We start from the raw sequence: 14733 nt of genomic DNA, 5'->3' as shown, positions 1-14733 counted from the left end.
TATGGCTGAAAAGAATAAGGTCACCTTTGGACTACAAGATGTCCATTGGGCAGAAGTTACAAGCGAAGGTTCTGATGGTGCGTTGACATACGGCAATGTAGAACGCCTTCGTGGTGCTGCAGAATTAACCCTAGAACCAACAGGCGACAAGGGTTCTTATAAGGCAGACAATATCAATTTTTATACTACTGAGTCAAACGATGGTTATGAAGGAACGCTAAAAGTTGCTCTTCTAACGCAAGAATTTTTGACTCGAGTCCTTGGAGAACAGTTGGATGCGACGACAAATACCATTTCAGAAATCGCAAACAGCGAAAAGAAAAATTTTGCGTTGATGTTCCGTTTTGAAGGGGATAAAAAAGAAACATTACACGTTTTGTATTATTGTTACGCATCTCGACCGACAGTTGGTTCAAAAACCAAGTCTGGTTCAGATATCAATGAGGTAGAGTTGACCTTTACTGCCAGTCCTCGCCCTCTTGATAAGGTTGTACGTCGACGAACAACGGAGGAAACGAGTGATGAGATTCGTCAAAACTGGTTCAAGGCAGTTTTTGAACCTCGTAAGTAAGGAGTAGGCAATGAGAGAAAGTATTACCATAGCAGGAACAACCTACGAGTTAGCAACCAATGCCTACACACCAATTGCTTATAAAGAGCAGTTTGGTAAGGACTATTTCCAAGATCTCTTTTCTATGGTCAATAGTCAAGCTATCTTGGATAAGCTAGACCAGCTGGAGGAAGGGGAAGAACTCAAGGCAAGTCAGGTTGATGTGTCTATCTTATCTGACTTTGATATGACCTTTTTCCATCGTCTTTTTTGGGTTTTTGCCAAATCTGCCAATCCTCGTGTGAAACCTTTTGTGGATTTCTTCATGGAATTGGAGGAATTTCCAGTTCAGGAAGTAGCCCCTGTCTTGATGAATATGTTGAACCAAGGGATGTCAACCAGAAAAAAGCAGATGAAACAGAAACAGCGAGTGAAGAAATCTTCACAGTAGAGAGTTATTTCTCCTGTTGTAAGGAGACTGGTCTGACCATTGACGATTTAAAACATATCTCTATTGGAATGGCACTTGACTATCAAACGGACTATGTGGAGATGCGTACTCGAGAAACTTCTCAAACACGCCCGGCAACTCAAGCTGATTTTGATAATTTCTGATGGTAGAAAGGAGGGACTATGGCTGGAAACATAAAGGGGATTACAATTGAAATTGGTGGCGATACCCAACCCTTACAAGATGCCCTAAAGGGTGTGAACAAACAAGCATCTGAAGCTACCAAAGAACTAAGACAAATTGATAAGGCTCTCAAGTTTGATACAGGCAATGTCACCCTCCTTACTCAAAAGCAGGAAGTCTTGGCAAAACAAGTCGAGACAACCAAAGAAAAATTGGCAACGCTCCGTCAAGCCCAATCACAGGTGGAAGCTCAATTTAAGGCTGGGGATATTGGGGCAGACCAGTACCGTGCCTTTCAACGTGAGGTGGAAACTACTCAAAGGCTGCTAACGTCCTATGAAACTAAGTTAGCTGATGTGTCATCAACACTTGAGAATCACGGTCGAGCAAGTAGTTCAGCGGCTCAACAATTAGATAAACTCCAAGTGGAGCAGGGGCAGTTAGCAAGTGAGATGAACAAGGTCACGTCTCAATTTGAGTTACAAGAAAGTGCTTTGTCATCCAATAGTTCCGAAGCAGAACGCAATGCCATAGCCCAACAAAAGATCGGAGCACAGTCAGAAATTGTTTCTAAACAAATTTCCAATCTCGAAAAGCAACTAGCCCTGACAAAGAGTGAATATGGTGAGAATTCCATTGAAGCCAATAAGATGGAGGCTGAGTTGAACCAAGCAAAGACCGCTCTCAATAACTTGAACAACGAGATGGATGAGACCAAATCCTCTGCCGATGGTGCTCAAGATGGTATGAAAGCCATGTCTGACACCATTCGGGCTGAGGCACTTCAAGCAACCAGTGAGAAGCTAGCAGACATCTCTCAGAAAATCTTCGAAGTCGGAACAGAGTCCATGTCTGCGGCAGCTCAACTTCAAGCCAGCAATGCCCAATTCTCTACAGTATTTGGGGATATGGAGAATGCTGCTAAGGATGCCCTCAATAAGATTGGGGAAGAGATGGACATTGTTCCAGAGCGTCTTCAAGGCTCCTTCACTCAGATGGCTTCCTTTGCCAAAACCTCTGGAATGGATACGGCTCAGGCTTTGGATCTGACCACTCGTGCCACCAGAGCAGCGGCTGATGGGGCAGCATTTTACGACAAATCCATCGAAGAAGTCACCGAAAACCTGCAGTCCTTCCTCAAAGGAAACTATGAAAATGACGCAGCTCTAGGTATTTCTGCGACAGAAACCACTCGTAATGCAGCGGCGAACAAGCTCTATGGAAAGTCCTTCAATGAACTATCAGAAGCTCAGAAGCAGTTAACCCTCCTTCAAATGGTAGAGGACGGCAATGAACTCTCTGGAGCCTTGGGACAAGCTGCAAGGGAATCAGATGGACTGGAAAACGTTCTGGGTAACTTAAGACAGTCTGGAACTAATGCTCTAGCAGCAATCGGTCAACCGATTCTGGAGATCCTTATTCCAGTCTTCCAAAGTTTGGCAGACATTATTAGTCAACTAGCGACTTGGTTTACCAACTTATCCAGTCCCATCAAGGAAGTCGTCATTATCTTCACAGGTATTTTAGCCGTGGTAGGTATGTTACTTCCTATTTTCTTGGGCTTACAGGTTGCGGCAGCCGCTATGGGGACAACCGTTGTTGGAATGATAACGGCATTTTTGCCGATTGTGGGGATTATTGTTGGTATTGTAGCTGCCATTACCTTACTGATTGTTGGGTTAAAAGAACTCTGGACGAATCACGAAGGCTTTCGAACGGCTGTGACGGAAATCTGGAATAGTATCTATGCCTTTCTGTCCATGATCATCCAGCAGATTTCTAGTTTTGTTATGTCCATCTGGGGAACGCTAACCACATGGTGGACTGAAAACCAGCAATTGATTCTAAATGCTGCAACCACGGTATGGAATGCCATCAATACGGTTATTCAAACGGTGATGACTATTCTTGGACCGCTCATCCAAGCAAGTTGGGAGAATATCAAACTCATCATCACAGCCGCTTGGGAGATGATAAAGATTGTGGTCGAGACTGCTATCAATGTGGTACTTGGTATCATCAAGGCAGTCATGCAGGTTATCACTGGTGATTGGACTGGCGCTTGGGAAACCATCAAACAGGTCTTGTCGATAGCATGGGAGGGCATCAAGTCCCTTATTTCCTTAGCCCTCAATTTCATCGCCCAGTACATCTCAACTGCTTGGACAGGTATCAAGCATACCATCTCAAATGTACTATCTGCCATTAGTTCTGTCATTTCATCTATCTGGTCAGCTATTCAGTCGACAATTTCCAGTGTTATGTCTGCGATTGGTTCAACAGTATCAACCATATGGAATGGTATCAGTAGTACCGTATCCAATATTCTGAATGGGATATCCAATACAGTTTCATCTGTTTGGAACGGTGTGAAAAATACCATTTCAAGTGCTATCAATGGTGCAAGAGATGCCGTGAGTAATGCCATCAATGCCATTAAAAATCTTTTTAACTTCCAAATCAGATGGCCACATATTCCCCTTCCTCATTTTCGAGTATCAGGTTCTGCCAATCCACTCGATTGGTTGAAGGGCGGTATTCCGAGAATCTCCATTGATTGGTATGCCAAAGGTGGAATTTTAACCAAGCCCACTGCATTTGGAATGAATGGCAATAGCCTAATGGTTGGAGGTGAGGCTGGAAAAGAAGCAGTCTTGCCCTTGAATGAACAAACATTGGGTGCAATTGGTCGAGGAATCGCAAAGACCATGACAAGCAATTTACCAACCATTCACATCACCATTACTGGAAATACGATAAGAGAAGAAACTGACCTTCACCGACTAGCGGAGATGGTTGGAGAAAAACTAGTGTATGAATTAGAACGTCAACAAGGATTGAGAGGAGTGAAACCATGATTAAACATAATGCATTAACCATTGGTGGAGTGTCCACGAGTTCTTTTCCTTTTAAGGTAATCGTGGAAGATAGTCCTTCAATCACAGTAAGTGAAAGTAAGACGCAATTGATAGAACACCAAGGCCTGTCAGGAGCGGTTCTTCAAACCAATCCTCGCAGAAGTGTCATGGAACTGAGCTACACCCTCTATCTTGTAAAACCTAGTGAAGAACAGTTATTATCCTTTTTGAAGCTATTTTTGAAAGAAGGATTTTGGCTTGAGAACGCTAGTTTCAAGACCATACGCTTTTGGTGTTACAAGGTACACCATACTCCAGTTCAAAAGGATAAGCTGGGGGTGTATGAGTTTAAGGTTACATTTTCTTGTCACCCAACCAAGTGGTTCAAAACGACGACCTCGCAGGTGTTTAGGACTAGTGGTACTTTTAGAAGTCAAGGTTCAGCCATTGCTTTTCCAAAGATTACCATAAGTGGCAACTCGACTAGTGAAACTAGCTTTACGATTGGGGATGATGTCATCCGCTTGGAGCGATTACAAGAAACACTCATTATGGATAATAATCCTAGTCAGCCAAGTTTTAAGACACAAAGAGGTCAGCCTGTAAAATGGTCTGGCGATTTTATTTCCATTGATGCGGCCAGAAATGACTCGGTTGGAGTTGTCTTAGGTGCTGGCATTACATCATTAACAATAGAAATGAATTGGGGGTGGGCTTAGTGCTATCTTTATTAGACAAAACCGTTCGAACGGCAAAATGGCATGGGAAACCACTCCCAGAGACCATAAAGGCAAGCGTTAAAGAAACCTTGAATGGGGATTTTGTCCTAAATTTTACCTATCCAATCACAGACAGCGGACTATTTCGAGAGTTAAAAGAGGACTACCTCGTTCGTAGCCCAGTTCCAGTATTGGGACACCAGTTGTTTAGGATTAAGAAAGTCATTGAAGGAGACACCAGTCTTGAAGTTGTGGCCTATCACATATCAGATGACGTCATGACTAGGTTGGTATCTCCATTTAGGTGTGAACAGGTACCTTGTGCAACAGCACTATCAAGCATGGTCATGGCAAGCAAGTCTCCACTTGGAGATTTTTCTTTTACCAGTGACATTGTCAAGAATAGAACCTATACAACGGACAAGGAACAGACGCTGTACTCCAGCCTGATGGATGGTAAACACTCTATCCTTGGAACTTGGGAGGGAGAACTGGTTCGAGATAACCTTGCCTTATCAATTAAGAGTGAGCGAGGACAGGACCGTGGAGTTGTTATCTCTACTCACTACAATTTGAAAAAGTATCAGCGAACGAAAGAAAGTTCACAGATTATCACTCGTATCCATGCCACTTCAAGCTTTAAACAAGAGGGTCAGGATAGGGAAGCTGTCCTTCAAGTAACTGTAGACAGTCCGTTGATAAACTCTTATCCTTTCATCAATGAAGTGACCTATACAAATAATAGTGTCAGAACTCGTCAAGAGTTAATAGAGTGGGCTAGTAGCAAGTTTCGCTTAGAGGGTATTGATAAGCCCAAAGATGCCATCATCATTGAGGCATTTGAATTAGATGGTCAAACAGTTCATCTAGGCGATACAGTGACTTTAAAAAGCAAGCTACACGGCATTGATGTGAGGAAGAAAGCCCTTGCTTATGATTATGATCCTCTAGCTAAGAATTACCGCTCTATCACGTTTGATGATAAGGCAAGTATCGGTACAGGTAAAACTGGCGGAAGCTTGACTACCCTAGCAAATAATCTCCTTGAAGGGAATAAGCGGAGTGAGGATGTTGCCGTTGAAATTGCCATTGAGAATGCCAACAGAGCCTTTGATGCAGAATTTGAGAAACGTCAAGTAGCCATTGATAATGCAATCCTTCAGGCTCAAAGTCATGGGGAGGTCTATGCGGATCGATTAAAGGCTAGCATTGATAGTGAGCTTTCTTCTATTCACCAACAGATGCTGCAACAAGAAGAGGAACAGCAACGCACAACTCGTGATTTATTGGCAAAGGCTGGGGTAAATACCAACCTAGCCACAGAAGCCAAACAAAAGGCAGTACAGGCTCAAACTGGGGCAACTGAAGCTCTCAGAAGGGCAGAACAAGCCAAGCTCGATGCGATTCAAGAAGCTAACCGCTTGACTTCGACGGAGCGTAGTCAAACAGAGTTAAAAATTGCGACAGCAAAATCACAAGCTATCTCTGAGGCGAGTCGATTGGTTGATGTAGCAAAATCACTGATAGGTGGACAGTTGGCAACTGTCACTACCAATCTCACACAAACCAAGGAGGATATAAAACTACTTGCGAGTAAGCAACTGGTGGATGGTCTGACTGGTCGAGTAATTAGTGCAGAATCCATGATTCAAACGCAAGCAGACCAAATTTCCCAGCGTGTTAAGACTAGCGATTTTAACCAAGCAAAACAGAGAATCGAAACTGCAGAGTCAACGATTACGCAATTGGGGAATCGGATAACAACTGAGATTCGAGAGACCGTAGCTAAGATTCCAGTTGATTTTGGTGGTCGAAATTACATACTAAAAAGTGATACTTATATTACATCCGGGAGTAAGTTTCTAGATAGTGCTTCGGACTTTATCGACTATGCTCAGGCAGGAAAGTTTGTGACGATCAGCGTTGATATCAAGGGGGAAAATCTGTCGCCTGATGAAAGAGGACAGTCTAGGATAGGATGCGAGCTACGCTTGACTTTATCCAATGGCAATCCTCTCTATCTAAACTGCTATAAAGTTGTTTCAGCAACCCAACCTCGCGAGCGAATATACCGAACGGTTCGTATTCCTGATGGTGTATCGGTTGTTAGTGTAGCAAAGCTCAATCTTTTTGTGCAAGTCAGAGGAAATGCCTTAGCTGGAAGACCAAAGTTTGAACTTTCTTCTATGCCTACTGACTGGTCACCTGCTCCTGAAGACTTAATCACAGATCTCAGTCAAACCAGAACACTAATTACTCAGACAGCTGAGGGCCAAACTCAGCTGTCTACAAAGCTTACTCATACTGAGAATAAAATGATGAATGCTGAAACCCAAATCAGGCAATTGTTGGGTGATGTGGCTAGTAAAGTATCTAAAATGGACTATGACAATCTCAAGAGTACAGTTGAGAATCATACGACAAGTATTAATCAAACGACCCAGTCCATTTTACTTAAAGCTGACAAGACCTTTGTGGACGGTGTGAAATCTACGGCAGAAGCAGCCCTTTCAAAAGCAACTAGCAATGCGACAATGATTAGTCAGACCAAGTCTGAGCTAACTATTGCCAATGATGCCATCTCACAGAAAGTCGCAAAGACGGATTTTAATAATTTGAGCGGTCGAGTAGCAAGTGCAGAATCCACTATACATACACAGGCTGGGCAAATTGAACAACGACTAACAAGTACGCAAGTTGAATCAGCCATTAACTCAAAAGGCTACCAAACCAAGTCTCAGGTTGATTCCAATATTACGGGTCGTGGCTATCTAACCAGCAGTTCGCTACAACCTTATGCGACGACAACCAGTGTGCAGAATTTGATTAGATCTACCTCTGATAGTTTTACCCAGCGAATCAGTCAAACAGAAAGCAGAATCCCTACCTCAGTTTCGCATCGCAACTTGATAGCTGGTACTTCGGATAGATGGGGGGGCTTATCAGACGATAAATGTGAGTAGTAACTGGATAGCCTCTTTAGGAAGAGTACAATTTGGAGATAATAGTGGTATCTATATCGGGTCAAAAGTCCATTTATATGTTCATATCTCAGCGGATGAGATTACCTTTGACCCTGCGGTGACGACTCGTTCTATGAAACTCCAAGGTCCAATCTTGGATAGTCAAAATGTTTGGACATGGACCAACTGGAATTTGTATCACCCTTTCTACAATAAATGGAGCAGTAATCTGACAACTGGTAATAATTATCGGTTAATCAAACTAACCTCTACCGTCACTCAAGAGATGTACCAACAGTCAAAAGGGTTTGAACTTCAAGTCAGAATTGATGGGGTTAAGACAGGTAAGTTTCATGTGAGAGCCTTAATGGTATCAACTGGTGATATCTTTCCAGACTATTGGACACCATCATTAGACGACTTTACGACAGTGACCGCCTTTCATGAAGTGCGGGATACTGTAAGTAGTCACACTCGGACCATTGGAGATCACACCAATCAAATCAGTCAGGTTGTTCAAACGGCTAATGGGATTGTGACACGAGTTGGCAATCTAGAAACAAGTCGAGCGACAACTGCCACAGTAACTGCCATTCAAACGCAGGTTTCAACACTTGCAGGGGCGTGGTCGGTTCGAAATTTGACCAGTGCTGGAACAGTATTGAGTCAACTTAATCTCAATAAGGATGGCACAGTCAAGATTGATGGAAAACTCGTTCAAATAACAGGCACGACCTATATCCAAGATGGTGTGATTGCGAGCGGAAAGATTGCCAGTCTTGATGCAGGAAAGATTACGTCAGGCATCATATCAGCGGCTCGAATTGGAGCAGAAGCTATCACTGCGGATAAGTTAAAGGTTGACCAAGCTTTCTTCACCAAGTTTATGGCAACGGAAGCCTATCTCAAGCAGTTATTCGCCAAATCAGCCTTCATAACTCAAGTGCAGTCAGTAACCCTATCTGCCAACAAAATTTCTGGAGGTATTTTGTCAGCAATCAACGGAGCTATGAAAATCAATCTATCACTTGGAAACATCAAGTTCTATACAAACTCTCCATCCATTTCTCGAGAGGTTAGTGGATATCCCCACCAATGGGTTTCCTTTGAGACAGGAACATCAAACGGGAAACCATGTGGTGTAACCATTATCGGTTCGAATCGATGGAACAACTGGAACGCCAATGACGGTGGCTTTGTAGGGATTAGAGCATGGAACGGTACTGATACCGACCAAATTGATGTGGTGGGCGATAAGGTACGTTTAGCTAGTGCTCCATACACAAATCCAGATGGCTGGGAAATAGTAACGTTGCCTAACCGATTGAGTATTGATGCCTTTAAAGCATCCGACCGCCCAAGTTCCATTTTGAATATCGGAGATATCCGCATCTATCGAAATGGGACAACCTATGTCAGCTTGAAAGACGTACTTCATCAATTCAATCACAATTTTAAACACTTAGTAAACATCACAGGTCGAGGTGACGTCATCTTGACATGGGATACGATTAAATAAAGGAGTTCACGGATGAATCTAGAACAAATCAACCAATCATTAAAACTAACTATTCAGGAGCTTGTCACAAAGCTCTCTGATGAAATTACCGCTAAGAACCTCATCGCTATCCAATTGGTGGAAAGAGATGAGGAGCTTAGTCAATTGCGGAAAGAAAAACAGGAATTGACTGAGTTGTTAGAAGTTCAGACAAAACCTGGAGTAGGGAAAGGAGAATAGCGATTATGGCACTACTCAATATTGACAAAGTAACAGAACCATTTGATTTGGAGACAGCTCTTGCCTACATGCGCAAGAATGGAGAGTTCATCCGATGTAAGACAGCTGAGCAGGATTTTTACATGTATCTTGAAGAAGTAAGGCGACCTGCCATTAAAAATGGAAAGCGCCAGTTAGTTACTACAGAAACAGTTTGGGCATTTAATCAGTGGGGCAGTACCACATTAACACTGAACCTTTCTGATCTGTTCCATGATTGTTTCTATCTGATGCGGTTTGATGAGAACGGTCAACCAGATTGGTCAGACCCTACCATTGTGCAGGAAGGTTCAGTAGAAAGTGAGGTGACCGATGAAGGAATTGTTAACACTTAATAAGATTTTATTCTCTATGATTGGAGGCTTGATTGGTAGTCTATTTGGAGAATTGGATGGTATCCTGTATGCCCTACTTGTCTTCATTATTATTGACTATCTAACAGGAATTTTTGCGGCAGTTGTAGAGAAACAATTGTCAAGTAGTATCGGTTTTCATGGCATCTTTAAAAAGATAGCCATTTTATTTTTAGTTTCATTAGGCCATATGATTGATACTGCAATCATCAAGCAGGGTGGAACAATTCGAACCATGGTCATTTTCTTTTATCTCAGTAATGAAGGGTTAAGCATTCTAGAAAATACCGTTCGAATTGGTCTACCGATACCTGAGAAACTACAAGCAATCTTAAAACAAATCAACGAGAGGTGAGAAGATATGGGAAAACATCTAGTCATTTGTGGTCATGGGCAAGGGCGAACAGGCTATGATCCTGGAGCAGTGAATGCCAAACTAGGCATCACAGAAGCAGGAAAGGTTCGAGAATTAGCCAAGTTAATGTCTAAGTACAGTGGACAACAGATTGATTTTATTACCGAACAAAATGTTTATGATTATCGGAGTATTACTAGTATTGGTAAGGGATACGACTCGATTACTGAATTGCACTTCAATGCCTTTAATGGTAGTGCCAAAGGGACAGAAGTCTTGATTCAATCTTCCTTAGAAGCAGACAAGGAAGATATGGCCATCCTATCTCTCCTTTCACGTTATTTCCAAAATCGTGGCATTAAGAAGGTAGATTGGCTCTATAATGCCAACCAAGCAGCAAGTCGTGGATATACTTATCGTTTGGTGGAAATTGCCTTCATCGATAATGAGCAAGATATGGCGATTTTTGAGAACAAGAAAGAGGATATTGCGAGAGGTCTTGTATCAGCTATAACAGGAGTTGAAGTCAAGACAATTGTACACTCGACACCCAGTTCAACTGTTGGGAGTTCAGGAACTCCTTCAAAACCAATCTATCTTGTTGGTGATAGTCTTAGGGTGTTGCCTCATGCGACTCATTATCAGACTGGTCAGAAAATCGCCAACTGGGTCAAGGGGCGAACCTACAAAATCCTCCAAGTAAAAAATGTTCACCAGTCCAACAGTAAGAGAGCTTATCTACTTGATGGAATCAAGTCATGGGTGCTTGAGCAGGATGTAGAAGGAACAACTAAAGGCCATAGTGAGCAGACCTATCAAGCACAGAAAGGCGATACGTATTATGGAATCGCTCGGAAGTTTGGTCTATCAGTGGATGCCCTTCTTGTGGTGAATGGTTTGAAGAAGTCGGATATCCTGAAAGTTGGACAAACACTCAAGGTTAACGTAGCTTCAAGAACAACAACGGCTATTCCAACCAGTGTTGCAAGCCGTGTGGTTGCGTCAGCATTATCCAAGGTCGGTCAAAAGGTGACCGTTCCATCTAACCCTTACGGTGGGCAGTGTGTCGCCTTGGTGGATAAGATTGTGCAAGAGTTGACGGACAAGAATATGTCCTATACTAATGCCATTGACTGTTTGAAGAAAGCAAAATCAAATGGTTTCCAAGTAATCTACGATGCTTGGGGTGTGAATCCTAAAGCAGGTGATTTCTATGTTATTCAAACAGATGGTATGGTTTATGGGCATATTGGTGTCTGTGTGACGGATTCTGACGGAAAAAGTATTGATGGTGTGGAACAGAATATTGATGGATATTCTGACTATAATAAGAACGGTATCAATGACCAATTAGAAATTGGTGGCGGTGGAATTACTCGTCGTGTGAAACGGCAATGGATGGCGGATGGCTCACTCTACGATTCTACTGGAACAGTTAAACTCGGTAAAGTTGTAGGTTGGTTTAGAATATCATAATTAAGTCTTAAGCCTGGTGGGAACATCAGGCTTTATTTTTTTGCTTTTTTTTTCAATAAGTGCGGAAAAATTACTCCCAAACCTACCTAGTAAGGTAGGAGGAATATTTGTATTCCATGAACTTTGGCATAAATTTATCAGGTCGAATTAGTTTGTCTGATAACTTGACTTATTTTCCCTTTAGAGTGATATATAGTGTGCCATTACATAGGAAGGAGAGTAAATGTCCGTAAAAAAGATTAGAGTCAATAAACAAAAACACAAGCAGAGGATCTGTGCCTACATTCGAGTTTCGACGACTAATGGAAGTCAGTTAGAATCGTTAGAAAATCAGAAACATTATTTTGAAAACCTGTATTCCAATAGAGACGATATTGATTTTGTAGGTGTTTATCATGACAGAGGTATATCTGGTTCTAAGGATAATCGTCCAAATTTTCAAGCCATGATTGAAAATTGTCGTAAAGGTATGATTGATATTATTCATACCAAGTCAATTGCTCGATTTGCTAGAAACACGGTTACAGTTCTTGAAATTAGTCGTGAACTGAAGGCAATAGGAGTAGACATTTTCTTTGAGGAACAAAACATTCATACCCTTTCTAGTGAAGGGGAAGTGATGCTTTCAGTATTAGCTAGTATTGCTGAGGACGAGTTGAGGAGTATGAGTGGCAATCAACGTTGGGCATTTCAAAAGAAGTTTCAACGAGGAGAGCTAGTCATTAACACCAAGCGATTCTTAGGATATGATATAGACGAGAATGGTGAGTTGATTATCAATCCAGAAGAAGCTTTGATAGTCAGAAAAATATTTGCACTTTACCTTGAAGGGTATGGTACTCATCGTATTGCCAAACTGTTAAATGAAAAGGGAGTTGCGACGGTTACAGGTGCTAAATGGCATGACACCACAATCCGTCAAATGTTAAGCAATGAAAAATACAACGGTTCGGTCTTATTGCAGAAGTATTTTCACGATGGTGTGAATGGTCCTAAAAAATTGAATCAGGGGGAACTCGAACAATACCTGATAGAGGATAATCATGAAGCTATTATTTCAATGGAAGATTGGCAAGCAGTCCAGGTAAAACTAAACAGTAGAAGATGGCAACAAGGTAGAAACAAAACCTATAAATTTACGGGGTTATTAAAGTGTCAGCATTGTGGTTCGACTCTAAAGAGACAAGTTTCTTACAAGAAAAAAATTGTTTGGTGCTGTTCCAAATACATTAAGGAAGGAAAAGCAGCTTGTCAAGGGATGCGTGTGCCAGAAGTAGATATCTCAAATTGGACAGTAACCTCGCCAGTAAAAGTGATAGAAAGGGATAGAGATGGGGAAAAGTATTACAGTTATTCCGGCCAAGAAAGTGCAGACCAGCGTTCAACATCAGGTCAGAAAGAAAGTCAATGTAGCCGCATATTGCCGAGTGTCCACCGACCAAGACGAACAGCTATCAAGTTATGAAAACCAAGTTAATTATTACCGAGATTATATCTCCAAACACGAGGACTATGAGTTAGTTGACATCTATGCGGATGAGGGCATCTCAGCAACTAATACCAAAAAACGTGATGCTTTTAACCGCTTGATACAAGATTGTAGGGCTGGTAAGGTGGATAGGATTTTGGTAAAGTCGATCAGTCGCTTTGCAAGAAACACCCTTGATTGTATAAAATACGTCCGAGAGTTGAAAGAACTTGGTGTTGGTGTGACTTTTGAGAAGGAGAATATTGACAGCCTAGATTCCAAAGGTGAAGTTCTCCTTACAATCCTTTCTTCCTTAGCACAGGATGAGTCACGCTCGATCTCAGAGAATGCGACGTGGGGAATTCGTAAAAAGTTTGAACGTGGTGAGGTGCGCGTGAATACCACAAAGTTCATGGGTTATGACAAGGATGAGAATGGTAGGCTTATCATTAACCCTCAGCAAGCTGAAACTGTTAAATTCATATACGAGAAATTCTTAGAGGGGTACAGTCCTGAATCCATTGCTAAGTATTTGAATGACAATGAAATACCTGGTTGGACAGGAAAGGCAAATTGGTATCCAAGTGCTATACAGAAAATGCTTCAAAATGAAAAGTACAAGGGTGATGCCTTATTGCAAAAGACTTTTACCGTTGATTTTCTGACTAAGAAACGAGTTCAAAATGACGGTCAGGTTAACCAATACTATGTAGAAAATAGCCATGAGGCCATTATTGATGAGGAGACTTGGGAGACTGTTCAACTGGAAATGGCTAGACGCAAAACCTACCGAGATGAGCATCAGCTCAAATCTTATATCATGCAGAGTGAGGACAACCCATTTACCACCAAGGTGTTCTGCGGAGCCTGCGGGTCAGCCTTTGGACGGAAGAATTGGGCAACCAGCCGAGGGAAACGTAAAGTTTGGCAATGTAACAACCGCTATCGCATAAAGGGTGTTGAAGGGTGTTACAGTAGCCATTTGGATGAGGCGACACTCGAGCAGATTTTTCTAAAGGCATTAGAGCTACTAAGCGAGAACATTGATTTGCTTGATGGCAAGTGGGAGAAAATCTTAGCAGAGAATCGCCTACTGGATAAGCACTACAGCATGGCATTGAGTGACCTGCTTAGGCAGGAGCAGATAGACTTCAACCCCTCAGATATGTGCCGAGTGCTAGACCATATCAGGATAGGACTTGATGGTGAAATAACCGTTTGTTTACTGGAAGGAACTGAGGTAGATTTATAAAGCAAACGTAAGCATTATGTGCAATCCTACCATGAGGACGAGGAAATAACCCCGGAGCAGGCTCACAAGAACGCTGTCGAGCTGGCAGAGCATACAAAGGCATGGAAAGGGCATGAAGTTCTGATAGCCACGCATATAGACAAGGGGCATATACACACGCACTTTATTGTCAATTCCGTAAATTATGAGAACGGTCATAAGCTCCAATGGATGTAGGACGGATTTTGCGGACATTCAAAATAAAAAAGAATGTGGAGGTAACAGACAATGGCAAAGACAATTTTTGAGGAAATGGGCGGCAAATACGAAAGGCAAGGCGATTATTTAA

Annotated in this window: 13 protein-coding genes; all 13 read left to right on the top strand. The window is 42.2% G+C overall.

From position 1 onward, the window contains the following. The first annotated feature begins 1 nt into the window (after window position 1). The 13 genes from SST111_RS01495 (at window position 2) to SST111_RS12605 (ending at window position 14621) form a co-directional block, all read left to right on the top strand. Window positions 2-571 (top strand): major tail protein, encoded by a 570-nt coding sequence (locus SST111_RS01495; protein WP_024376948.1) that lies wholly within the window; start codon window positions 2-4, stop codon window positions 569-571. A gap of 10 nt (window positions 572-581) precedes the next feature. Continuing rightward, window positions 582-1001 carry a hypothetical protein gene (locus SST111_RS01490; RefSeq protein WP_024407624.1) on the top strand — a complete coding sequence of 140 codons (420 nt, stop codon included), beginning with the start codon at window positions 582-584 and terminating at the stop codon, window positions 999-1001. A gap of 182 nt (window positions 1002-1183) precedes the next feature. Continuing rightward, on the top strand, window positions 1184-4042 hold the full coding sequence (locus SST111_RS01485) for a phage tail tape measure protein (protein ID WP_099809780.1): 2859 nt from the start codon (window positions 1184-1186) through the stop codon (window positions 4040-4042). Further along, a complete protein-coding gene (locus SST111_RS01480) occupies window positions 4039-4761 on the top strand; it encodes a phage tail protein (protein ID WP_029180492.1) in 723 nt (240 codons plus the stop codon). Before SST111_RS01485 ends, SST111_RS01480 begins: the two co-directional genes overlap by 4 nt. After that, complete coding sequence (locus SST111_RS01475) at window positions 4761-7724, top strand: phage tail spike protein (protein ID WP_257211347.1); 2964 nt, start codon at window positions 4761-4763, stop codon at window positions 7722-7724. The genes SST111_RS01480 and SST111_RS01475 overlap by 1 nt, the downstream gene beginning before the upstream one ends. Continuing rightward, window positions 7717-9243: a gp58-like family protein gene (locus SST111_RS12325; protein ID WP_257211346.1), complete on the top strand. Its 1527-nt coding sequence runs from the start codon at window positions 7717-7719 to the stop codon at window positions 9241-9243. The genes SST111_RS01475 and SST111_RS12325 overlap by 8 nt, the downstream gene beginning before the upstream one ends. A gap of 12 nt (window positions 9244-9255) precedes the next feature. Beyond that, entirely contained in the window at window positions 9256-9462 is a 207-nt protein-coding gene (locus SST111_RS01470; RefSeq protein WP_099809779.1) for a hypothetical protein, read from the top strand. A gap of 5 nt (window positions 9463-9467) precedes the next feature. Next, window positions 9468-9836 carry a hypothetical protein gene (locus SST111_RS01465; RefSeq protein WP_024376953.1) on the top strand — a complete coding sequence of 123 codons (369 nt, stop codon included), beginning with the start codon at window positions 9468-9470 and terminating at the stop codon, window positions 9834-9836. After that, window positions 9814-10209 carry a phage holin family protein gene (locus tag SST111_RS01460; protein ID WP_099809778.1) on the top strand — a complete coding sequence of 132 codons (396 nt, stop codon included), beginning with the start codon at window positions 9814-9816 and terminating at the stop codon, window positions 10207-10209. The genes SST111_RS01465 and SST111_RS01460 overlap by 23 nt, the downstream gene beginning before the upstream one ends. Before the next feature lie 6 nt (window positions 10210-10215). Beyond that, complete coding sequence (locus tag SST111_RS01455; protein ID WP_099809777.1) at window positions 10216-11685, top strand: LysM peptidoglycan-binding domain-containing protein; 1470 nt, start codon at window positions 10216-10218, stop codon at window positions 11683-11685. Between the two features lie 223 nt (window positions 11686-11908). Beyond that, on the top strand, window positions 11909-13150 hold the full coding sequence (locus SST111_RS01450) for a recombinase family protein (RefSeq protein WP_024412678.1): 1242 nt from the start codon (window positions 11909-11911) through the stop codon (window positions 13148-13150). After that, window positions 13053-14405 (top strand): recombinase family protein, encoded by a 1353-nt coding sequence (locus SST111_RS01445; RefSeq protein ID WP_079267951.1) that lies wholly within the window; start codon window positions 13053-13055, stop codon window positions 14403-14405. The genes SST111_RS01450 and SST111_RS01445 overlap by 98 nt, the downstream gene beginning before the upstream one ends. A gap of 18 nt (window positions 14406-14423) precedes the next feature. Next, a complete protein-coding gene (locus SST111_RS12605; protein WP_024407616.1) occupies window positions 14424-14621 on the top strand; it encodes a relaxase/mobilization nuclease domain-containing protein in 198 nt (65 codons plus the stop codon). Window positions 14622-14733: the final 112 nt, after the last annotated feature.

The organism is Streptococcus suis YS161 (assembly GCF_002760245.1).
GTDB lineage: Bacteria > Bacillota > Bacilli > Lactobacillales > Streptococcaceae > Streptococcus > Streptococcus suis_I.
This window is presented reverse-complemented; position numbering and strand designations above follow the sequence as displayed.